The following is a 20,377-nucleotide window of genomic DNA, read 5'->3' as shown; positions in this document are numbered from 1 at the left end:
CAGGTTGACACAGGGTGTCTCACGGGCCCTCCTTGGCGGGCATCGCCGCGGCAAAGCCCGCGGCGCCCGGCAGCGGCACCTCGGAGGCGACGCGCGGCTTGCCGACCGGCGCGGCCGATTTGCCTTCACGGGTGAGCGCGATGTCTTCCTCGCTCGGGTACTGGCCAAGCAGCACGTAGTCCATGACGCGACGTGCGATCGGTGCCGCACTCGCCGCGCCGAAGCCGGCGTTCTCGACGATCACGGCCAGCGCGATGGTCGGGTTCTCCAGCGGCGCGAAGGCGATGTAGAGCGCGTGGTCGCGCTTGTGCTCTTCGAGCTTGCTGGCGTTGTACTTCTCGTTGGCGCGCACGCCGACGGCCTGGGCCGTGCCGGTCTTGCCGCCGCTCGTGTAGCCGGCGCCGGCAAACACCCGCGTGCCGGTGCCCGCCGTCACCACCTGCTGCATGCCCTGCACGACGACCGCCACCTGTTCCGGCTTGAGCGGCAGCGAGTCGAGCGCGGCATGGGCCACCTGGCGTCGCTCGCGGGTGACCACGTCTTCCACCTCGCGCACCAGCCGCGGCTTGTAGCGCTCGCCCTTGCTGACGAGCGTGGAGACCGCACTCGCCAGCTGCAGCATGGTGAAGTTGTTGTAGCCCTGGCCGATGCCGAGCGAGATGGTCTCGCCGGCGTACCACTTCTGCTGCTCGGGCTTCTTGTAGGCACGGCGCTTCCATTCGGTGGACGGCAGCAGGCCGGTCACCTCGCCTTCGATGTCGATGCCGGTCTTGCGGCCGAAGCCGAAGGGCTCCAGCTCGTCGTGCATCAGGTCGACGCCCATCTCGTTGGCGAGCGAATAGAAGTAGACGTTGCTGGAGAGCGCGATCGCCCGCACCATGTCGACCGGCCCGAGCCCGTGGTCGCCGTGGCTGCGGAAGGTGTGGTTGCCGAAGACGAAGGTGCCGCCGTCGTGGATGATCTGCGTGGCGCTGCGCTTGCCGGAGTTGAGGGCGGCCATCGCCATGAAGGGCTTGAAGGTCGAGCCGGGCGGGTAGGTGCCGCGCAACGCCCGGTTCAGGAGCGGCTTGTCGATCGACTCGTTCAGCTCCTTCCAGGAGTCGAAGTCGATGCCGTCGACGAAGAGGTTGGGATCGAAGGTGGGCTTGCTCACGAAGGCGAGCACCTCGCCGTTGCGCGGGTCGAGCGCGACGAGCGCGCCGCGCCGCTCGCCGTAGAGCTGCTCGACCAGCGCCTGCAGGCGGATGTCGACCGACAGGATGAGCTTGTTGCCGGGTGTCGGCGGGCTGCTCTTGAGCCGGCGCACCGCACGGCCGCCGGCGCTCGTCTCGACCTCCTCGACGCCGGTCAGGCCATGCAGCTCCGACTCATAGCTCTGCTCCACGCCGAGCTTGCCGATGTATTCGGTGCCGCGGTAGTTGTCGAGCTTCTCTTCTTCCCAGTCTTCCATCGCGGCCTTCTCGGCCTGGTTGATGCGGCCGATGTAGCCGATCACATGGCTGCCCACCTCGCCGAGCGGGTAATTGCGGAAGAGGCGCGCCTTGATGTCGACGCCGGGAAAACGGAAACGCTGCGCGGTGAAGCGGGCGACCTCCTCGTCGGTCAGCTTGGTGCGAATGGGGAGTGATTCGAAGCTCTTGCTTTCCTCCAGCAGCCGCTTGAAGCGCTTGCGGTCGCGCGGCTGGATCTCGATGATCGACTCGAGCCCGGTGATCGTGGCTTCGAGGTCGGCCACCTTCGAGGGCATGATCTCCAGCGTGTAGGCCGAGTAGTTGTTGGCCAGCACCACGCCGTTGCGGTCGACGATGAGCCCGCGGTTGGGCACGATGGGCACGACGGCAATGCGGTTGTTCTCGGCCTGGGTCGACAGCTCGTCGTGGCGCGTCACCTGCAGCACCACCAGGCGTGCGGCGAGCAGGCCGAATGCCAGCAGCACGAACACCGCGGCGGCCAGCAGGCGGGTGCGGAAGCGCCCGATCTCCTGTTCGACGTTGCGCAACTCGGTCATGACGGCCGCCTAGAGGGGACGGTTTTGATCCGGGTCCGGCGGGCGGCGCTGCGGCGCCAGCAGTACCAGCGAGACCACCGGCCACAAGAGACTCTCGAACACCGGCGCCAGCATCACCTCCCAGCCGGGCAGCATGCCGCCGACCATCATGCGCACCACCATCGAGACGGCATGCGCCGCCACGAAGAGCGGCAGGATCTGCAGCGCTTGCGACAGCACGCCGAACCACAAGAGGCGCCGGTGGATGGTGATCGCGAAGAAGCTCAGGAGCGTGTAGGCGAGGGCGTGCTGGCCGAGCACGGCGCTGTCGTGCACGTCCATCAGCACGCCGAAGACGAAAGCAGCCCCCAGGCCGACCCGGCGCGGCTGGTGCACGTTCCAGAACACCAGCACCAGCGCCAGCACGTCGGGCAGGTAGCCCACGCGGCCGAAGGGCACGAGGTTGAAGGCGAAGGCCAGCAACATCGTGGTCCACATGAAGAACGGGTTGACCGGCAGCAGCAGCTGGTCGGCGCCACGGGGCATCATCGCTTGGGACCCTTTTCCTTCTTCGCCGACTTGGCCGGATCGTCGGCCGGCGCGGGCTCGGGCCGCGGCGGCATCTGGATGCCCACTGGCTCCAGCACCAGCACATGGCGCACGCTGTCGGGCTCGGCGATGGGGGCGAGTGCGATGCGGGCAAAGCCGGTCTCGACCTTGCGGTCCACGCTCACCACCTTGGCCACCGGCAGGCCGGCCGGGTAGACACCGTCGACACCCGAGGTCGACAGCAAATCACCGACCTGCACGTCGGCGTTGCCGGCCATGAAGCGCAGCTCGAGGCCGGCACCAGCCGAGTTGCCGAAAGCGGCACTGCGCGCCTGGGTGCGGCTGTTGAGCACTGGGATCGCGGCTTCCTTGTCGGTGAGCAGCGTCACCTCGGCGCTGTAGGGGTAGACACGCGTCACCTGGCCCAGCACCCCGGCTTCGTTGATCACCGGCGACGACAGCACCAGCCCGTCGCGGTTGCCACGGTCGATGATGACCTTGCGGGAGTAGGGGTCGGGCGCGTCGTACAAGACCTCGGCCGTCTGCGAGCGCACCTTGAGCGCACCGCGCAGCTCCAGCAGGGCGCGCAGGCGGGCGTTTTCCTGCTGCAGCTGCTCAACCTTGGCCGCCCGCTCGGCCTGTTGCACGAGCTGCACCTTGGCGCGCGTCTCTTCGCGGCGTGCCTCCTGCAGGCCGGTCAGGTAGTCGGCGGCCCCGTTCCACAGGTCGACCGGCGTGCGCAGCACCCGCTCGACCGGGTTGAGCACGGTCGCCACCACGGCGCGCAAGGGCTGGGTCACCTTGAAGCGGGTGTCGGCCACCATCAGGAAGAGCGCCAGCGCCGAGAAAAACACCATACGCGTGAACGCCGACGGCCCCTGGCGGAAGAAGGGCGGCGGGCTTCGATCGAGGGTTCCCAACGGCATGTTGCAGCCTACAACCAATAGAGTCCGATTGTCGGAGCAAGCGAAGCGAGCGACATCTCAAGCCACGCCCAAGGATCCGGCTTTGCCGGGCCGATGGGTGGCGCCCCTTGGGGGCAGGAGCGCAGCGACTGGGGGGCTGTCACTCCGAGGTGAAGATCGAGCCCAGCCGTTCCATGCGCTCCAGCGCCATGCCGCAACCGCGCACCACGCAGGTCAGCGGGTCTTCGGCGACCAGCACCGGAAGGCCGGTCTCTTCGGCCAGCAGGCGGTCGAGGTCGCGCAGCAGGGCACCGCCGCCGGTGAGCATCATGCCGCGCTCGGCGATGTCGGCACCGAGTTCGGGCGGGGTCTGTTCGAGCGCGTTTTTCACGCTGGAGACGATCTGGTTCAGCGGGTCGGTCAGCGCTTCCAGGATCTCGTTGCTGCTGATGGTGAAGCTGCGCGGCACGCCTTCGCTCAGGTTGCGGCCCTTCACTTCCATCTCTTTCACCTCGGAGCCAGGGAAAGCCGAGCCGATCTGCTTCTTGATCGCTTCGGCAGTGGGTTCGCCGATCAGCATGCCGTAGTTGCGGCGGATGTAGTTGATGATGGCTTCGTCGAACTTGTCGCCGCCGACGCGCACGCTGCCCTTGTAGACCATGCCACCCAGCGAGATCACGCCGACCTCGGTGGTGCCGCCGCCGATGTCGACCACCATTGAGCCGCTGGCCTCCGACACCGGCAGGCCGGCGCCGATCGCTGCGGCCATCGGTTCTTCGATCAGGTAGACCTCGCTCGCGCCGGCGCCCAGTGCCGATTCGCGGATGGCCCGGCGCTCCACCTGGGTCGAGCCGCAGGGCACGCAGATGATGATGCGCGGACTCGGCTTGAGCATCTTCGAGTCGTGGACCATCTTGATGAACTGCTTGAGCATCTGCTCGGTGACGGTGAAGTCGGCGATGACGCCGTCCTTCATCGGGCGGATCGCCTCGATGTTGCCGGGTACCTTGCCCAGCATGGCCTTGGCCTCGGCGCCGACGGCCTGGATGGTCTTCTTGCCGTTGGGGCCGCCTTCGTGGCGGATCGCGACGACCGAGGGCTCGTCGAGCACGATGCCCTTGCCACGCACATAGATCAGCGTGTTGGCGGTGCCGAGGTCGATGGCGAGGTCGGTGGAGAAGTAGCGACGCAGGGATGCGAACATGTTCTTGTGTGTCAGATCGGCGAGCACGCGGCCGCGGTCGATGGCGCGCGGGTCATGCTGGGCGATGTGGTTCCGTGTTGGTGGCGGGCGGGATGCCCACACTGTCGACCAGTGCCGACCGCGCGGGCGCAATTGGGTTCCAAGCCTTTTGAAACAAGCTCGCAAACCCTTGCGAATCCTGGGTTTTCAAGGCGTCAAGAGGCGTGTGGATAACCGGGGATAATACTTCAACACCCCTGGTTTTCGATCCCGCGAAGACCCATCCAAAAGTGGATTTCCCATGGCTTTGACCCCCCAGGATGTCGGCCGCATCGCCCACCTGGCCCGCCTCGAATTGCAGGCCGACGAGCAAGAGGCGATGAGGCTGCAACTCAACGAGTTCTTCTCCATCGTCGAGCGCATGAGCGCCGTCGACACCAGCGGCGTGGAGCCGCTGTACACGCCGCTGTCGGCCGTGCGCGATGTCGGCCTGCGCCTTCGCGACGACGTGGTCACCGAGACGAATGACCGCGAGCGCAATCTGCGCAACGCCCCGGCGTCGGAAGACGGCCTCTTCCTCGTGCCCAAGGTCATCGAATGAAGGCGCTGCACCTGTTGGGCGTGGCCGACATGGGCCGCGCGCTCGATGCACGCGAGGTCTCGAGCACCGAACTGACGAAACATCTGCTCGCACGCGTTGCGGCCCACGAACAACTGGGCGCCTTCCTGACGGTCGACCCGGCCCTGGCGCTGCGGCAGGCTGAAGCCGCCGACCAGAGGCGTGCCGCTGGCGAACGCGGTGCGCTCCTGGGCGTGCCGCTCGCCCACAAGGACATCTTCGTCACCCAGGCGCTGCCCACAACCGCCGGCTCGAAGATGCTGAAGGGTTACCTGAGCCCCTTCGATGCGACGGTGGTGAACAAGCTCGCGCAGGCCGGCACGGTGACGCTCGGCAAGCTCAACTGCGACGAGTTCGCGATGGGCTCGGCGAACGAGAACTCCGCCTACGGCCCGGTGCGCAACCCCTGGGACACATCCCGCGTGCCGGGTGGCTCTTCGGGCGGTTCGGCCGCCGCGGTGGCCGCGCGCCTGGTGCCCGCCGCCACGGGCACCGACACCGGCGGCTCCATCCGCCAACCTGCGGGATTTTGCGGCGTGACCGGCATCAAGCCGACCTATGGCCGCTGCTCGCGCTACGGGATGATCGCCTTCGCCTCCAGCCTCGACCAGGCCGGGCCGATGGCGCAGAGCGCCGAAGACTGCGCGCTGCTGCTCGACGCGATGGCTGGCTTCGACGAGCGGGACGCGACGAGCGCCGACGAGCCGCTGCCCGGCTTTGCCGCCTCGCTCGGCAAGGCCCGCGAGGCCGCCACGACGGCGCAACCCTTGAAGGGCTTGCGCATCGGCCTGCCCGCCGAGTTCTTCCCGGCCGCGCTGGCCGCCGACGTCAACGGTGCACTGCGCAGCGCCCTCGGCGTCTTCGAAAAGCTCGGCGCCACGCTGGTCGACGTGAGCCTGCCCCGCACGGAACTGTCGATCCCGGTCTACTACATCATCGCGCCGGCGGAGGCCTCGTCGAACCTGTCGCGCTTTGACGGCGTGCGCTATGGCCACCGCGCCGAGAAGTACACCGACCTGCTCGACATGTACAAGAAGAGCCGCGCGCAGGGCTTCGGCGCCGAGGTGAAGCGCCGGATCATGATCGGCACCTACGTGCTGAGCCACGGCTACTACGACGCCTACTACCTGCAGGCTCAGAAGCTGCGCCGCATGATCGCCGACGACTTTCAGCAGTGCTTCGGCCAGTGCGACGTGATCGCCGGCCCTGTGGCGCCGACCGTCGCTTGGCAGATCGGCGCGCAGGGCGACGACCCCGTCGCCGCGTACCTCGCCGACATCTTCACCCTGCCCGCAAGCTTGGCCGGCCTGCCCGGCATGAGCCTGCCCGCCGGCTTCGGCGAGGGTGGCCTGCCGGTCGGCCTGCAGCTCATCGGCAACTACTTCCAGGAAGCGCAGCTGCTCCAGGCGGCCCACACCTTCCAGCAAGCGACCGACTGGCACACCCGCGTGCCGGCAGAATTCCAATGAAGCATCCAATCGCGACACGGGCCGAGCGCCGGGCCGCTCCCAAGCCGGCCCGCATCCCCACGGGGGATCGGCGAACGTACTCGTTCGACGAGGGGCTCCAATGACGAAACTCATCCGCGGCTACGAGGTCGTGATCGGCATCGAGACGCATGTGCAGCTCTCGACGAAGAGCAAGGCCTTCAGTGGCTCGTCCACGCAGTTCGGCGCCGCGCCCAACACCCAGGCCTCGCCGGTGGACCTGGCCCTGCCCGGCACGCTGCCGGTGATGAACAAGGGCGCGGTCGAACGCGCCATCCGCTTCGGCCTCGCCGTCGGCGCCAAGGTGGCGCCGCAGTCGATCTTTGCCCGCAAGAACTATTTCTATCCCGACCTGCCCAAGGGCTACCAGATCAGCCAGTACGAGATCCCGGTGGTACAGGGCGGTGCGGTCGAGTTCTACGTCGGCGACACCAAGCACAAGGTCAACCTGACCCGCGCCCACCTGGAAGAAGATGCCGGCAAGTCGCTGCACGAAGACTATGCCGGCCAGACCGGCATCGACCTCAACCGCGCCGGCACACCGCTGCTGGAAATCGTGACCGAGCCCGACATCCGCTCGAGCGTCGAAGCGGTCGAATACGCGAAGGCCCTGCACGCACTCGTGGTCTGGCTCGACATCTGCGACGGCAACATGCAGGAAGGCAGCTTCCGCTGCGACGCCAACGTCTCGGTGCGCAAGCCCGGCGCCGACTTCGGCACCCGCCGCGAGATCAAGAACCTGAACAGCTTCAAGTTCATGCAGCAGGCGATCGACTACGAGATCGGCTGGCAGATCGACGAGATCGAAGACGGCCGCGAGATCGTGCAGGCGACCGTGCTGTTCAACCCCGACAGCGGCGAGACGCGGGCCATGCGCACCAAGGAAGACGCGCATGACTACCGCTACTTCCCCGACCCCGACCTGCCGCCGCTTGCGATCGCGCCCGAGTGGGTGGAGCGGGTGAAGGCCGAGATGCCCGAGTTGCCGCGCGTGATGGCGGAGCGTTTCCAGTCGGCCTATGGCCTGCCGGCGTACGACGCCTCGATGGTCACGCAGACCAAGGCCTTCGGCGCCTACTTCGAGACCGCCGCCAAAGCCTCGAACCAGCCCAAGCTCGTCGCCAACTGGATCATGGGTGAGATCTCGCGCCGCCTGAACGCCGAAGACCTGGGGGTCGAGGCCAGCAAGGTCGACGCGGCCACGCTCGCGCAGCTGATCGGCCGCATCGCAGACGGCACGATCTCCAACAACGGCGCCAAGCAGGTGTTCGACACCCTGTGGACCGACGGCGGCGAGGTCGACGCGCTGATCGAGGCCAAGGGCCTCAAGCAGATGAGCGACACCGGCGAGCTGGAGCGCATCCTCGACGAGGTGCTGGCCGCCAACGCCAAGTCGGTGGAGGAGTTCCGCGCCGGCAAGGACAAGGCCTTCAACGCCCTGGTCGGCCAGGCCATGAAGGCGACCAAGGGCAAGGCCAACCCGTCGGTGGTCAACGAACTGCTGAAGAAGAAGCTCGGCGGCTGAGCGCTCGCCGCGGCTACTTTCTCGCGGACTTGGCGACGCCGCCCGAGACCGGCGGCGTCGGCGGTGCGACCACCGGCAGGCTGCCGGCGGGGGCACCGGCCCAGAGTTTGCGCAGGCGGTCGAGTTCGATGTCGTACAAGGAATCGATGCGCTTGATCTCTTCCTTCTGGTTCTGCACCAAGGAGCGCTGCGCGGTGGTGGCCGCGTCATTCGCGTCGAGCTGCTGGCGCAGCTTGAGCGGCAGCTTCTTGCCCTTGTAGAACTCCATCTCGTCGAGCAGGGGCTTGCGCTCCTTCTGCAACTCGGCCAGCCGGTCTTCGGAGAACTTCACGCCCTTGCGCACGTCGTCGAGCGCCGCTTCACGCGCCTTGCTGTGCGCGGCTTCGTTGGGGAAACGGGCCAGCAGGTTGCGGTCACGCCGCACCGCATCTTGTTTGGCAGCGCGCTCCAGCTCGGCCTGACGCTTCTTGGCCTCGGCCTCGGCCAGCTCGTCGACCGTCATCGTCGGCGGCACCACCTGCCTGACCGAACCGTCGGCGTTCAGCAGCCGCTGCTCGCGCGCCAGGCATTCCTTGATCGGCCGGTCGGAGGTGAGCCGGCGGCCGTTGCCGTCGACACAGCTGTAGATCTGTGCCGCGTGGGCGCTCGCGGCAAGCGCCGCCCAGCCGGCGGTGGCCAGGATCAGCTTCGCGGCACACAGACCGGTACGGCTCACATCACACCCCATAGCGTTCTCGATAAGCGGCGACCCGGGCGAAATGCTCTCCCAGGGCCGCGTCCTGGTTCGTCTTCAAGTACTGCAGCAGGTCCGACAGCGTCGCCACCGCGCAGACCGGCAGCTTCAGCTGCCGCTCCACGAACTGCACCGCCGACCACGGCGCGTCGGCGCCGTTCTCGGTGGCCTTTTCCTGGCGGTCGAGGGCAATCGACACCGCACAGGGTGTGGCGCCGGCCGACTGGATCATGGAGATGGATTCACGCACCGAGGTTCCCGCGGAAATCACGTCGTCGATGATCAAAACGCGCCCGCGCACCGGCGCGCCGACAAGCGTGCCGCCTTCACCGTGATCTTTGGCCTCTTTCCGGTTGTAGGCGTAGGGCACGTTGCGGCCGCGGCGGGCGAGTTCCATCGCCACGGCGGCCGCCAGCGTGATGCCCTTGTAGGCCGGACCGAAGATCATGTCGAACTGAAGGCCCGAGGCGATCAAGCGCGCTGCATAGAATTCCGCGAGACGCGCAAGCTTGGCGCCATCGTCGAACAGGCCGGCGTTGAAGAAGTAGGGCGACATGCGCCCGGCCTTGGTCTTGAACTCCCCGAACCGCAACACGCCGGCCTCGACAGCGAACTTCACGAAGTCCTGGGCCAGGGTGTCGGCCACTGTGCCGGGTTGCGCGCTGGGGGTCATCGTGGGGGAGTCTCTTCGTGTTTCGTCTGGTGTCTTTGAACCTGAACGGCATCCGTTCTGCCGCCACCAAGGGCCTCTTGCCCTGGGCCGAAGCCCTGGGCGCCGATTGTATGGGGGTGCAGGAAATCAAGGCACAGGCGGCCGACATCGCCGAGCGCTTCGACACCGTGCACGACATGACGGGGTATTTCCACTTCGCCGAGAAGAAAGGCTACTCCGGCGTGGGCGTGTACACCCGCAAGACGCCGAGCGACGTGGTCGTGGGCATCGGCGCCCCTGAATTCGACGCCGAAGGCCGTTACATCGAATGCCGTTTCGACACACCTTCGCGCAAGCTCTCGATCATCAGCTGCTACTTCCCGAGCGGCTCGTCGGGCGAGGAGCGCCAGCAGGCCAAGTTCCGGTTCCTCGCGCTGATGACGCCCTGGCTTCAGCGTCTGAAGGCCGAGCGCGAGTTCATCCTGGTCGGCGACATCAACATCGCCCACAAGGAAATCGACCTCAAGAACTGGAAGGGCAACCAGAAGAACAGCGGCTTCCTGCCCGAAGAGCGCGCCTGGATGACGCACTGCCTCGACGAGATCGGCCTGGTCGACGTCTTCCGCACCTTGAACCAGAAGGCCGAGCAATACACCTGGTGGAGCAACCGCGGCCAGGCCTATGCCAAGAACGTGGGCTGGCGCCTCGACTACCACCTCGCCACGCCAGGCATCGGGGCACTGGCGCGCAAGGAACACATCTTCCTCGACCAGCGCTTTTCCGACCACGCGCCGCTGATCATCGACTACGACTTCACGCTGTAGCCGCCGCCTCGATCGGCGGAAATGGGCCCCGGCGCGTCATCTGTTTGGCCGATCCGGGCCCCTGGCCTCGTTCCTAGAATGAAATTCGCCTGCACCGGGCAGGCGTTTCCGAGGAGGAACGAGATGCGCAAGAACCCCACCCTGGCCGCTGCCATCACCCTCGCCGCCCTGTGCGGCGCGACCGCCGCCGCCCACGCCGGCGAGGTCTACACCGGCATCGGCACGCACGGCCTGATGCTCGGCTACGCCCAGCCGGTGGCGCCGCATTTCACGCTGCGCGCCGACTACGCCAGCGCTGGCAAGCGCACCCGCCAGGAGCGCGAAGAGGGCATCGATTACGACACCAAGCTCACCTACAACCGCATCGGCCTGTTCGCCGATGCTTTCCCTTTGCCCCCGGGGGTTTTCGCTTCACCGGGGGCGTGACCTTCAACAACATGAAGGTCGACATGGACGGCCGCGGCAACGGCGGCACCATCAACATCGGCGGCACCGACTACACGATGACGGCCAACGACCGCTTCAACGTGAAGATCGAGTTCCCCAAGACCACGCCCTATGTGGGCATCGGCTACGGCCACCAGCTGAGCAGCGGCTGGGGCTTCGTGTTCGACCTCGGCGCCTCGATCGGCAAGGCCAAGGTCACCGAAACCCACTCGGGCCCCAACCTCAGCCTGGCCGACCAGGCCGACATCGACCGCGAGCTGGCCGAGGTCCGCGAAGGGGCCGGCAAGGTCAAGGCGATCCCGCTGATCGCCATCGGCTTCAACTACCGCTTCTGACCCGCCGGGCCGGGGCAGGGTGCGCCCGCCCCAGGCATCCACCAGTCCCGCACGCACGTCCTGCGTGCTACGGTCCGCTGGATGGAACAGGCGCCGACTTCGCCGCTTTCACTCTCCGTCTCGCTGGCGTATGTGCGCGCCTTGCTGCAGGCGGCCGAGATCTCGCCTGCGCACGCCTCGCAGCTGCTGCGGCCCCTGGGAATGGACCCCGACGACACCACCGCCCGCCTCAGCGAACAGCAGTTCGCCACCCTCTACCGCTCGCTCGCCGTCGCGCTCGACGACGAGATGCTGCGCTGCTTCTCGCGCCCGCTGCGCCCGGGCACGCTCAAGTTCACCTGCCTCGCCCTGCTCGACGCCAAGAACCTGATGGTGGCGGTGCACCGCTGGTCGTACCTGTCGCGCCTGATGCAGGACGACTTCTATCTGGAGGTGACGACGAACGAGTCCACCACCCGCATCGCGATCGTGCAGGCGCCCGGCGCACCGGTGCGCCGGGCAGTCGCCTCCGACCTGATGCTCAAGGTGATCCATGGTGTCGCCTCCTGGCTGGCCGGCCAGCGGCTGCCGCTCGTGCGCACCGACTTCCCCTTCCCGCGCCCCGACTTCGCAGCCGACCACGAGCTGCTCTATCCGGGGCCGGTGTTCTTCGGCCAGCCGCAGGCCGCGCTGACCCTGGACGCCGCGCTGCTGCAGCTGCCCATCCGCCGCTCCAAGCCCGAACTTGACGACTTTCTGCACCGCGCGCCCGAAGACTGGTTTTTCGCCACCCCGCGCGAGCCCAGCCTGGCGCTGCGCCTGCGCGACTACCTGGGCGAGCGGCTGCCGCGGCCGGCCACCGCGGAAAACGCCGCCGAGGCGTTGCACATTTCCATCCGCACGCTGCACCGGCGCCTGGCCGACGAGGGCACGAGCTTCCAGCGCGTGAAAGACGAGTTCCGCCGCGACCGCGCGCTGCAACTGCTGACCAAGAGCCAGGCCTCGATCCACCTCATCAGCGAGCAGCTGGGTTTCGACAGCACGGCCTCGTTCCACCGCGCCTTCCGCGGCTGGACCGGGGAGACGCCGGGGGCATTCCGAAGCGCGGGCGCGCCACCGCGCTGAGGCCCCGTAGGATCGGGCTCACTGAAAAGCAGTTGGAGCCCCGCATGCCGCTTGAGACCCTCGAATTCGAAACCGCGCCCCAACCGACGCGCAGCGTCATCGTGCTGCACGGCTTGGGCGACGACGGCCACGGCTGGGCACCGATCGCACAGGAACTCGACCTGAGCCCGCTCGGCGCGGTGCGCTTCGTGCTGCCGCACGCACCGATGCAGCCGGTCACCATCAACAACGGCTACGTGATGCGCGCCTGGTACGACATCCTGGGCACTGACCTCGCGCGCCGCGAAGACGAGCGTGGCCTGCGCGAGTCGCAGCAGCAGCTCGAAGCGCTGATCGCGAGGGAGAAGGCGCGCGGCATCCCGGCCTCGCGCATCGCGCTCGTCGGCTTCTCGCAGGGCAGCGCGATGGCACTGCTCACCGGCCTGCGCCACGGCGAGCGGCTGGCCGGCATCGCTGGCCTCTCGGGCTACCTGCCGCTCGCGGCCACCACCGCCGCCGAGCGCAGCGAGGCCAACCGCGACGTGCCGCTCTTCCTCGCCCACGGCACGGAAGACCCGGTGGTGATGCACAGCCGCGGCACCGCCTCGCGCGATGCCCTGGCCGCACTCGGCTACACGATCGAGTGGCACGAGTACCCGATGCCGCACTCGGTGTGCGCCGAAGAGATCGACGACCTCAACCGCTGGCTGCTGAAGGTGCTGGCCCATTGAAAACGCATATGGCGCTCATGCATGCCGCGCGCATTGCACACGCGCCGTCTCGCGAGCACAATCGCGGACTCTTGAAGATCACTCACGATTTGTTCGCCACCTAGCGTCTTTCGATCCCGCATCGGAAGGCGTGCTGCGCCTTCCGGCTCTGAATTCCACAGAACCCCGGCAGGCACCCGCCCTCCGGGGTTTTTTGTTGCCGAGTTTTCGACCATGTGCCCGCGCACTTACGACAAGCTGATCGCCACGATTCACGCCCGCCGGAGCGTGGTGACCCTGCGTGCGCGCTCCGGCCGCACCCCTCTCATTCGACGCTAGCCCTGATGGCGAATCCGCCTGGGGCTGGCCTGCCCCAGACTTCTTCGAAAGAAAGATTCGCCATGAACAACAGACTCCGCCAGCTTCGCAACATCGGTGTCATCGCCCACGTCGACGCGGGCAAGACCACCACCAGCGAGCGCATCCTTTTCTACACCGGTGAAAGCCACCGCATGGGTGAAGTGCACCTGGGCAACACCCAGCTCGACTTCGACCCCCAGGAGCGCAAGCGCGGCATCACGATCAACAGCGCGGCAACGACCGTTCACTGGAACGGCGTGCAGATCAACCTGATCGACACGCCGGGCCACATCGACTTCAACATCGAGGTGAACCGCTCGCTGCGTGTGCTCGACGGTGCCGTGGTCGTGTTCGACGGCGTGGCCGGCGTGGAGCCGCAGACCGAGACGAATTGGCGCCTCGCGGACCAGTACCGCGTGCCGCGCATCGCCTTCATCAACAAGCTCGACCGCGTGGGCGCTGAGTTCCTGCGTGTCGTCTCGATGATGGAAGAGCGGCTCGGCGCCAAGGTGCTGCCGCTGCAGCTGCCGATCGGCACGGAAGGCGAGTTCCGCGGCGTGGTCGACCTCGTCGGCCTGCGCGCGCTGGTGTGGGCGCGCGACGATGCGCGTGAGCCCTATGCGGTGACGGAGATCCCGGCGCCGATGCTGGCGCTCGCCCAGGAACACCGGGCCCGACTCGTCGAGGCGGTGGTGGAACAGGACGAGACCGCGCTCAACGCCTACCTCAACGGCGAGCCGGTCGACGAAGCAACGCTTCGCGCCTGCATCCGTCGCGGCGTGCTGTCGAGCGCGTTTGTGCCTGCGCTCGCCGGTTCGGCTTTCAAGAACCGAGGTGTCGAGCCGCTGCTCGATGCGGTGGTCGACTACCTGCCGTCGCCGGAAGACGTCCAGCGCGCGGAGGGTGAGCCTGCGTCGGACCCGAGCGGGCCGTTTGCCGCGCTTGCCTTCAAGCTCGTGGCCGACGACCACGGCGCGAAGGTGTTCGTGCGCGTCTACCGCGGCAAGCTCAAGCGGGGCGACAGCGTGCTCAATGCGAGCACCGGCCGCCACGAGCGGGTGTCGCGGCTGTACGAAGTGCACGCCGACGACCATGTCGAACGCGAGGAACTGGTGGCGGGCGACATCGCTGCGATCGTGGGCCTGAAGGACACGCTCACGGGGCACACGCTGTGCGACCCGGCACACCCGCTGCATCTCGAAGAGATCCGCGTGCCCGAGCCGGTGATCGACGTGGCGATCGAGCCGAAGACGCGCGACGACCTGACCGGTTTGTCGAAGGCCCTGCACGCGCTGCTGCGCGAGGACCCGAGCCTGCACATGCGGCAAGACGCCGAAAGTGGGCAGACGATCCTCTCCGGCATGGGCGAGCTGCAGCTCGAGGTCTCGATCGAGAAGCTGCGTGCACGCTTTGGCGTGGAGGTGGCGGTCGGCCGGCCGCAGGTGGCGTACCGCGAGACGATCACGCGGGCCGTGGAGGTGCACCACGTGCACAAGAAGCAGACCGGCGGCCCCGGCCAGTTCGCCGACGTCACGCTGCGCTTCGCGCCCCGGGCGCGCGGCGAGGGCTTCCGCTTCACGAGCGAGATCGTCGGCGGTGCGGTGCCACGCGAGTTCATCCCCGCGGTGGAGCAGGGCATCAAGCGTGCGGCGCAGACCGGCGTGATCGCCGGCGCGCCGGTGGTGGACTTCGAGGCCACGCTGGTCGACGGCGGCTTCCACGAGCGCGACTCGTCGACGCTCGCGTTCGAGCTGGCGGCGTTTGCCGCCGCGCGTGAGGCTTTTTCGAAGGCGGAGCCAGTGGTGCTGGAGCCGGTGATGGCGGTGGAAGTCGTCACGCCGGTCGAGCACCTCGGCGACGTGATCGGCGACCTGCACCGCCGGCGCGGCCAAGTGCGCGGGCAGCACCCGCGCGGCACCGCCTCGGTGGTCGACGCGCAGGTGCCATTGAAGGAGATGTTCGGCTACATCGGCCACCTGCGCGCGCTCTCGTCGGGGCGTGCGCAGTACACGATGCAGTTCGACCACTACGCGGTGGCACCGGCCAGCGTGGTCGCCGGCCTGGCGCAACGCTGAAGCGGCCCGGGCGGGGTGCGGGTTTCGATCCGCACCCCGCCCATTTGTATTGGCACAGATTGACCCATATCAGGTCAAAGATCGGTCTTGCCTGGCGGAAGTAGGCTCCCTAGCATCCGCCGATCGAGCCCCGCCAGAGGGCCGCCAGGAGACAAACGGTGAGCCCTTGGGCCGAACTGTCCGAAACCGAGCAAACGCTGCTAGACCATGTGTTCTGGGGCGGCGGGTTGTCGCGTGACGCGCTCGCGCAACGCGCCAGCTTCTCCAAGACCCGCTCCAACGCCACCGTGGCCGGCCTGCTCGCGCAGGGCATGCTGGAAGAGGTGGGCCTTCAGGCCTCGTCCGGCGGGCGCCGGCCGGAGACGCTGCGCCTGCACCACGGCCTGGGCGTCCTGCTGGCCGCCGACCTGGGCGCAACCGGCCTCGAAGTGGCCGTGCTGACGCCCGACCTGCAGGTGCTGGCCAGCCACGGCGAAGCGGCCGACGTGCGCCGTGGCCCCGGCCTCGTGCTCTCGCGCGTGCGGGCGCTGATGGCGCAGCTGCTCAAGCAAAGCGGCCGCAGCGCACGCGACGTGATCGCCATCGGCATCGGCGTGCCCGGCCCGGTCGACTTCGCCACCGGCCAGCTCGTCAACCCGCCGCTCATGCCCGAGTGGGACAGCTTCTCGATCCGCGACGACCTGCGCGCCGACTACAAGGCACCGGTCTTCGTCGACAACGACGTGAACCTGATGGCGCTCGGCGAGCTGTGGCGACTGCAGCGCAGCCTCGCCAACTTTCTCGTGATCAAGGTCGGCACCGGCATCGGCTGCGGCATCGTCTGCCACGGCGAGGTGTACCGCGGCGCCGATGGTTCGGCCGGCGACGTGGGCCACATCTGCGTCGACCCGCACGGCCCGCGCTGCACCTGCGGCAACCTCGGCTGCGTGGAGGCGCTGGCCGCCGGCCCGGCGATCGCGCAGCAGGCGACCGAGGCGGCGCAGTCGGGCAAGAGCCCGATGCTCGCGTCGCTGCTCGACGAACGCGGCATGCTCACGCCGGTCGACGTGGCCCAGGCCAGCCGCGCCGGCGATGCCGCGGCCAACGCCATCGTGCAGCGCGCCGGCACGCACATCGGGCAGATGCTCGCGTCGATCGTCAACTTCTTCAACCCGTCGCATGTGTTCATCGGCGGCGGGGTCACCCGCATCGGGCCGCTCTTCCTCGCCTCGCTGCGACAGAGCGTGTACCACCGCTCGCTCGCGCTTTCGACCCGCCACCTGGAGATCGCCTACTCGCCGCTCGGCGACCAGGCCGGCGTGGTCGGCGCCGGTGTGCTGGCGATGCACGAGACACTCAAATCGCGGGGAGTGATTCCCTCATGAGCGTCGCCGTCGAGTTCAACGAGGTGCGCAAGGCCTTCGGCCCGGTCGAGGTCCTGCACGGCGTGAGCTTCTCGTTGACGCCGGGTCGCGTGGTCGGCCTGCTGGGCGAAAACGGCGCCGGCAAGTCGACGCTGATGAAGATCCTCTCGGGCTATGAACGGCTCACCAGCGGCGAACTGCGCATCAACGGCACGCCGCTTCGCTTCAGCGGTCCGCGCGAAGCCGAAGCGCAAGGCATCGTGCTGATCCACCAGGAGTTCAACCTCGCCGAAGACCTGACGATCGCGCAGAACATCTTCCTCGGCCACGAGCGCCGCAAGGGCCTGTGGCTCGACGATGCCTCGATGCGCGACGAGACCGCGCGTGTGCTGCAGCAGGTAGGCCTCAGCGCCCACCCCGACACACCGGTGCGCCAACTCATCGTGGCCGAGAAGCAGCTGGTCGAGATCGCACGCGCGCTCTCGCGCAAGGCCAGGCTGCTCATCATGGACGAGCCGACCGCCACGCTCACGCCCGGCGAGACCGAGCGGCTCTTCGCGCTGATGGCGCAGCTCAAGCGCGAAGGCGTGACGCTGCTCTACATCTCGCACAAGCTCGACGAGGTGGAGCGGGTGACCGACGAGGTGGTGGTAATGCGCGATGGGCGTTTCGTTGCGCAGCAGCCCACACCGGGGCTCACAAGACACCAGATGGCGCAGCTGATGGTGGGGCGTGAGCTGTCGGACCTCTTCCCGCCGAAAGACCCTCCACCGGTCGGCACGCAGCCCCTGCTCGAAGTGAAAGGCTTCTGCGTGCCCGGGTGGGCCGACGACATCAACTTCGACGTGCGTCCCGGCGAGATCCTCGGTTTTGCCGGCCTGGTCGGCGCCGGTCGCACCGAGCTGTTCGAAGGCGTGCTGGGCCTGCGCGCCTGCCGCGGCGAGATCCGCATCGACGGGCAGGCGGTCAAGATCAAGAGCCCGCGCGACGCCGCCGACCACGGCCTCACCTACCTCAGCGAAGACCGCAAGGGCAAGGGCCTGCACGTGCACTTCGGCCTGCGCGAGAACCTCACGCTGATGACGCTCGCGCGGTATGCGCGCCCGTGGCTCAAGCCCGCGGACGAAGAGGCCGCGCTGAAGACAGCGGTGCATGACTTCGGCATCCGCACCGGCTCGCTGACCGTGCCGACGTCATCCCTCTCGGGCGGCAACCAGCAGAAGCTTGCGCTCGCGAAAGTGCTGCACCCCGGGCCGCGCGTGGTGGTGCTGGATGAGCCCACGCGCGGTGTCGACGTCGGCGCCAAGCGCGACATCTATTTCCTGGTGCAGCGCCTGGCCCGCGAAGGCCGCGCCGTGATCGTGGTCTCGTCGGAGCTGATGGAGCTGATCGGCCTGTGCCACCGCGTGATGGTCATGCGCACCGGCCGTCAGCAGGCCACGCTCGACGCGACCCACCTGACCGAAGAGGAACTCATCGCCCATGCCACCGGAACGCACTGACTCCGCCGCCGCGGGTACAACACCTCGCGCGGCCTGGCACACCCGCCTCCACGGCCTCGGCCCCGTGCTGGGCCTGGTGCTGCTGTGCATCGCCGGCACGCTGCTCAACCGCGAATTCGCGACGCTCGACAACGCGATGAACCTGCTCACGCGCACCGCCTTCATCGGCATCATCGCGGTGGGCATGTGCTTCGTCATCATCTCGGGCGGCATCGACCTGTCGGTCGGCTCGATGGCGGCGCTGATCGCCGGCTGCGTGATCCTCTTCATGAACGCGATCGCGGCGTCCGTCGGCTCGACGACGCTGGTGGTGGCACTCGGCATGGGCTTCGCCGTGTTGCTCGGCGCGGCGTTCGGCCTCGCGCACGGCCTCCTGATTACCAAGGGGCAGATCGAGCCCTTCATCGTGACGCTGGGCACGCTGGGCATCTTCCGCGCCTACCTCACCTACTTTTCCAATGGCGGCGCGATCACGCTCGACAACACGCTGGCCGATGCCTACAGCCCGGTGTACTACGCAAGCCTCTTGGGCGTGCCGGTCCCGGTGTGGGTGTTCGTGGTGGTGGCTGTCATCGGCGGGCTCATCCTCAACCGCACCGCCTACGGCCGCTACGTGCAGGCCATCGGCTCCAACGAGCAGGTGGCGCGCTATGCCGCCGTCGACGTCGACCGCATCAAGCTCCTGACCTACATGCTGCTCGGCATGTGCGTGGGCATCGCGACGCTGCTCTACGTGCCGCGCCTCGGCTCGGCTTCTCCGACCACCGGCCTCCTGTGGGAGCTCGAAGCCATCGCCGCGGTGATCGTCGGCGGCACCGCGCTCAAGGGCGGCGCGGGCAGCATCACCGGCACCGTGGTCGGTGCGGTGCTGCTCTCGGTCATCAGCAACATCCTGAACCTCACCAGCATCATCAGCGTGTACTTGAACGCAGCGGTGCAGGGCTTCGTGATCATCGCCGTGGCCTTCATGCAGCGGCGGCGCAAGTAGGAACACCTTTCCCCACCCGCGGCCACGAGCCGCACGTCCATCAGCACACAACGGAGACAACCCCATGACATTCGCTGTACGACTGCTTGCCATCGCCGCGCTCGCGGCCGGCACCCTCGGCTTCACGGCCACCGCTTCGGCGCAGAACAAGGTCAACCTCGGCGTGGCGATTCCCGCCGCGACCCACGGCTTCACCGGCGGCATCGTCTGGTGGGCCGGGGAGGCGAAGAAGGAGCTGGAGAAGAAGTACCCCGACCTCAAGGTCACCATCAAGACCGCCGCCAACGCGGGTGAGCAGGCCAACCAGCTGCAGGACCTGGTGACGGCCAACAAGATCAACGCGCTGGTCGTGTTCCCGTTCGAGTCGGCCGCGCTCACCAAACCGGTGGCGCAGGTCAAGGCCAAGGGCGTGTACGTGACGGTGGTCGACCGCGGCCTCACCGACACGAGCGCCCAAGACGCTTATGTCGCCGGCGACAACACCGCCTTCGGCAAGATCCCCGCCGAGTACCTGGCGAAAGCGCTGGGGGGCAAGGGCAACATCGTCGCGCTGCGCGGCATCGCCACCACGCTCGACAACGAGCGCATGGACGCCTTCAACAGCGTGATGAAGAACCACCCCGACATCAAGCTGCTCGACGCCAAGTACGGCAACTGGAACCGCGACGACGCGTTCAAGGTCATGCAGGACTTCCTCACCCGCTTCAAGCAGATCGACGCGGTGTGGGCAGCCGACGACGACATGGCCGTCGGCGTGTTGAAGGCGATCGACCAGGCCAAGCGCACCGACATCCGAATCGTCTTCGGTGGCGCCGGTGCCAAGGGCATGGTCAAGACGCTGATCGACGGCAAGGACCCGCGCATCCAGGCCAACGTGTCGTACTCGCCGAAGTTCATCTACGACGCGATCAAGCTCACCGCGGAAGCGCGCCTGAAGAACGAGAAGCTGCCGGCGACCACCATCATCCCCTCGGTGCTGATCACCAAGGAAAACGCCAAGCAGTTCTATTTCCCGGACTCACCGTTCTAAGTCGGCCCCCCAGTCGCTTCGCTCCTGCCCCCAAGGGGGC

The 20,377-nt window shown here is 67.7% G+C and carries 19 protein-coding genes; 13 read left to right on the top strand and 6 right to left on the bottom strand.

Annotation, left to right across the window (positions count from 1 at the left end; all coding sequences use genetic code 11):
- Window positions 1–19: 19 nt before the first annotated feature.
- From mrdA to LRS03_RS18510, 4 genes are all read right to left on the bottom strand, one after another.
- Window positions 20–2,008: a penicillin-binding protein 2 gene (gene mrdA, locus LRS03_RS18525; RefSeq protein WP_257827336.1), complete on the bottom strand. Its 1,989-nt coding sequence runs from the start codon at window positions 2,006–2,008 to the stop codon at window positions 20–22.
- A gap of 9 nt (window positions 2,009–2,017) precedes the next feature.
- On the bottom strand, window positions 2,018–2,536 hold the full coding sequence (mreD, locus tag LRS03_RS18520; protein WP_257827333.1) for a rod shape-determining protein MreD: 519 nt from the start codon (window positions 2,534–2,536) through the stop codon (window positions 2,018–2,020).
- Entirely contained in the window at window positions 2,533–3,462 is a 930-nt protein-coding gene (mreC, locus tag LRS03_RS18515) for a rod shape-determining protein MreC (protein ID WP_257827331.1), read from the bottom strand. Before mreC ends, mreD begins: the two co-directional genes overlap by 4 nt.
- Window positions 3,463–3,601: 139 nt before the next feature.
- Window positions 3,602–4,645 (bottom strand): rod shape-determining protein, encoded by a 1,044-nt coding sequence (locus LRS03_RS18510; protein WP_201808218.1) that lies wholly within the window; start codon window positions 4,643–4,645, stop codon window positions 3,602–3,604.
- A gap of 280 nt (window positions 4,646–4,925) precedes the next feature.
- On the opposite strand from LRS03_RS18510, the gene gatC reads away from it, so the two are divergent.
- The 3 genes from gatC to gatB all read left to right on the top strand — a co-directional run bounded on the left by gatC (window position 4,926) and on the right by gatB (window position 8,255).
- Complete coding sequence (gatC, locus tag LRS03_RS18505; protein ID WP_201808220.1) at window positions 4,926–5,225, top strand: Asp-tRNA(Asn)/Glu-tRNA(Gln) amidotransferase subunit GatC; 300 nt, start codon at window positions 4,926–4,928, stop codon at window positions 5,223–5,225.
- Window positions 5,222–6,712, top strand: a complete 1,491-nt coding sequence (gene gatA / locus LRS03_RS18500) for an Asp-tRNA(Asn)/Glu-tRNA(Gln) amidotransferase subunit GatA (RefSeq protein WP_257827326.1) — start codon at window positions 5,222–5,224, stop codon at window positions 6,710–6,712. Before gatC ends, gatA begins: the two co-directional genes overlap by 4 nt.
- Before the next feature lie 100 nt (window positions 6,713–6,812).
- Window positions 6,813–8,255 carry an Asp-tRNA(Asn)/Glu-tRNA(Gln) amidotransferase subunit GatB gene (gatB, locus tag LRS03_RS18495; RefSeq protein WP_257827323.1) on the top strand — a complete coding sequence of 481 codons (1,443 nt, stop codon included), beginning with the start codon at window positions 6,813–6,815 and terminating at the stop codon, window positions 8,253–8,255.
- A 13-nt stretch (window positions 8,256–8,268) separates the two neighbouring features.
- Here the strand turns inward: gatB and LRS03_RS18490 are convergent, their stop codons facing one another.
- Both LRS03_RS18490 and pyrE read right to left on the bottom strand, forming a co-directional pair.
- Complete coding sequence (locus LRS03_RS18490) at window positions 8,269–8,970, bottom strand: DUF4124 domain-containing protein (RefSeq protein ID WP_257827321.1); 702 nt, start codon at window positions 8,968–8,970, stop codon at window positions 8,269–8,271.
- Window position 8,971: 1 nt separating this feature from the next.
- Window positions 8,972–9,661 (bottom strand): orotate phosphoribosyltransferase, encoded by a 690-nt coding sequence (gene pyrE / locus LRS03_RS18485; RefSeq protein WP_257827319.1) that lies wholly within the window; start codon window positions 9,659–9,661, stop codon window positions 8,972–8,974.
- Between the two features lie 17 nt (window positions 9,662–9,678).
- On the opposite strand from pyrE, the gene LRS03_RS18480 reads away from it, so the two are divergent.
- The 10 genes from LRS03_RS18480 (at window position 9,679) to LRS03_RS18435 (ending at window position 20,337) form a co-directional block, all read left to right on the top strand.
- Entirely contained in the window at window positions 9,679–10,464 is a 786-nt protein-coding gene (locus tag LRS03_RS18480; protein ID WP_257827317.1) for an exodeoxyribonuclease III, read from the top strand.
- Window positions 10,465–10,587: 123 nt separating this feature from the next.
- The gene (locus LRS03_RS18475; protein WP_257827315.1) at window positions 10,588–10,890 is read left to right on the top strand and encodes a hypothetical protein; all 303 of its coding nucleotides are present in this window, start codon (window positions 10,588–10,590) and stop codon (window positions 10,888–10,890) included.
- The gene (locus LRS03_RS18470; protein WP_257827313.1) at window positions 10,887–11,246 is read left to right on the top strand and encodes a hypothetical protein; all 360 of its coding nucleotides are present in this window, start codon (window positions 10,887–10,889) and stop codon (window positions 11,244–11,246) included. Before LRS03_RS18475 ends, LRS03_RS18470 begins: the two co-directional genes overlap by 4 nt.
- 81 nt (window positions 11,247–11,327) lie before the next feature.
- Window positions 11,328–12,350, top strand: a complete 1,023-nt coding sequence (locus tag LRS03_RS18465) for an AraC family transcriptional regulator (protein ID WP_257827311.1) — start codon at window positions 11,328–11,330, stop codon at window positions 12,348–12,350.
- 44 nt (window positions 12,351–12,394) lie between these two features.
- Window positions 12,395–13,060, top strand: coding sequence for an alpha/beta hydrolase (locus LRS03_RS18460; protein ID WP_257827309.1), 666 nt, complete (start codon window positions 12,395–12,397; stop codon window positions 13,058–13,060).
- A 380-nt stretch (window positions 13,061–13,440) separates the two neighbouring features.
- Entirely contained in the window at window positions 13,441–15,474 is a 2,034-nt protein-coding gene (gene fusA / locus LRS03_RS18455; RefSeq protein ID WP_257827307.1) for an elongation factor G, read from the top strand.
- Window positions 15,475–15,632: 158 nt separating this feature from the next.
- Window positions 15,633–16,838, top strand: a complete 1,206-nt coding sequence (locus LRS03_RS18450) for an ROK family protein (protein WP_257827305.1) — start codon at window positions 15,633–15,635, stop codon at window positions 16,836–16,838.
- Window positions 16,835–18,319: a sugar ABC transporter ATP-binding protein gene (locus LRS03_RS18445; protein ID WP_257827304.1), complete on the top strand. Its 1,485-nt coding sequence runs from the start codon at window positions 16,835–16,837 to the stop codon at window positions 18,317–18,319. The genes LRS03_RS18450 and LRS03_RS18445 overlap by 4 nt, the downstream gene beginning before the upstream one ends.
- Window positions 18,300–19,307 carry an ABC transporter permease gene (locus tag LRS03_RS18440; RefSeq protein ID WP_257827302.1) on the top strand — a complete coding sequence of 336 codons (1,008 nt, stop codon included), beginning with the start codon at window positions 18,300–18,302 and terminating at the stop codon, window positions 19,305–19,307. The genes LRS03_RS18445 and LRS03_RS18440 overlap by 20 nt, the downstream gene beginning before the upstream one ends.
- A gap of 64 nt (window positions 19,308–19,371) precedes the next feature.
- Window positions 19,372–20,337: a substrate-binding domain-containing protein gene (locus LRS03_RS18435; RefSeq protein ID WP_257827300.1), complete on the top strand. Its 966-nt coding sequence runs from the start codon at window positions 19,372–19,374 to the stop codon at window positions 20,335–20,337.
- The last annotated feature ends 40 nt before the right edge of the window (window positions 20,338–20,377 follow it).

The sequence above is a fragment of the Rhizobacter sp. J219 genome, from assembly GCF_024700055.1.
Lineage (GTDB): Bacteria > Pseudomonadota > Gammaproteobacteria > Burkholderiales > Burkholderiaceae_C > Rhizobacter.
This window is presented reverse-complemented; position numbering and strand designations above follow the sequence as displayed.

What these genes read in the sequence shown, in the direction of transcription:
- LRS03_RS18435 (WP_257827300.1), top strand. Translation starts at nt 19,372, where the DNA reads ATGACATTCGCTGTACGACTGCTTGCCATCGCCGCGCTCGCGGCCGGC.
- LRS03_RS18440 (WP_257827302.1), top strand. Translation starts at nt 18,300, where the DNA reads ATGCCACCGGAACGCACTGACTCCGCCGCCGCGGGTACAACACCTCGC.
- mreD (WP_257827333.1), bottom strand. Translation starts at nt 2,536, where the DNA reads ATGATGCCCCGTGGCGCCGACCAGCTGCTGCTGCCGGTCAACCCGTTC.
- pyrE (WP_257827319.1), bottom strand. Translation starts at nt 9,661, where the DNA reads ATGACCCCCAGCGCGCAACCCGGCACAGTGGCCGACACCCTGGCCCAG.
- LRS03_RS18445 (WP_257827304.1), top strand. Translation starts at nt 16,835, where the DNA reads ATGAGCGTCGCCGTCGAGTTCAACGAGGTGCGCAAGGCCTTCGGCCCG.
- gatB (WP_257827323.1), top strand. Translation starts at nt 6,813, where the DNA reads ATGACGAAACTCATCCGCGGCTACGAGGTCGTGATCGGCATCGAGACG.
- LRS03_RS18465 (WP_257827311.1), top strand. Translation starts at nt 11,328, where the DNA reads ATGGAACAGGCGCCGACTTCGCCGCTTTCACTCTCCGTCTCGCTGGCG.
- LRS03_RS18510 (WP_201808218.1), bottom strand. Translation starts at nt 4,645, where the DNA reads ATGTTCGCATCCCTGCGTCGCTACTTCTCCACCGACCTCGCCATCGAC.
- LRS03_RS18475 (WP_257827315.1), top strand. Translation starts at nt 10,588, where the DNA reads ATGCGCAAGAACCCCACCCTGGCCGCTGCCATCACCCTCGCCGCCCTG.
- gatC (WP_201808220.1), top strand. Translation starts at nt 4,926, where the DNA reads ATGGCTTTGACCCCCCAGGATGTCGGCCGCATCGCCCACCTGGCCCGC.
- gatA (WP_257827326.1), top strand. Translation starts at nt 5,222, where the DNA reads ATGAAGGCGCTGCACCTGTTGGGCGTGGCCGACATGGGCCGCGCGCTC.
- mreC (WP_257827331.1), bottom strand. Translation starts at nt 3,462, where the DNA reads ATGCCGTTGGGAACCCTCGATCGAAGCCCGCCGCCCTTCTTCCGCCAG.
- LRS03_RS18460 (WP_257827309.1), top strand. Translation starts at nt 12,395, where the DNA reads ATGCCGCTTGAGACCCTCGAATTCGAAACCGCGCCCCAACCGACGCGC.
- fusA (WP_257827307.1), top strand. Translation starts at nt 13,441, where the DNA reads ATGAACAACAGACTCCGCCAGCTTCGCAACATCGGTGTCATCGCCCAC.
- mrdA (WP_257827336.1), bottom strand. Translation starts at nt 2,008, where the DNA reads ATGACCGAGTTGCGCAACGTCGAACAGGAGATCGGGCGCTTCCGCACC.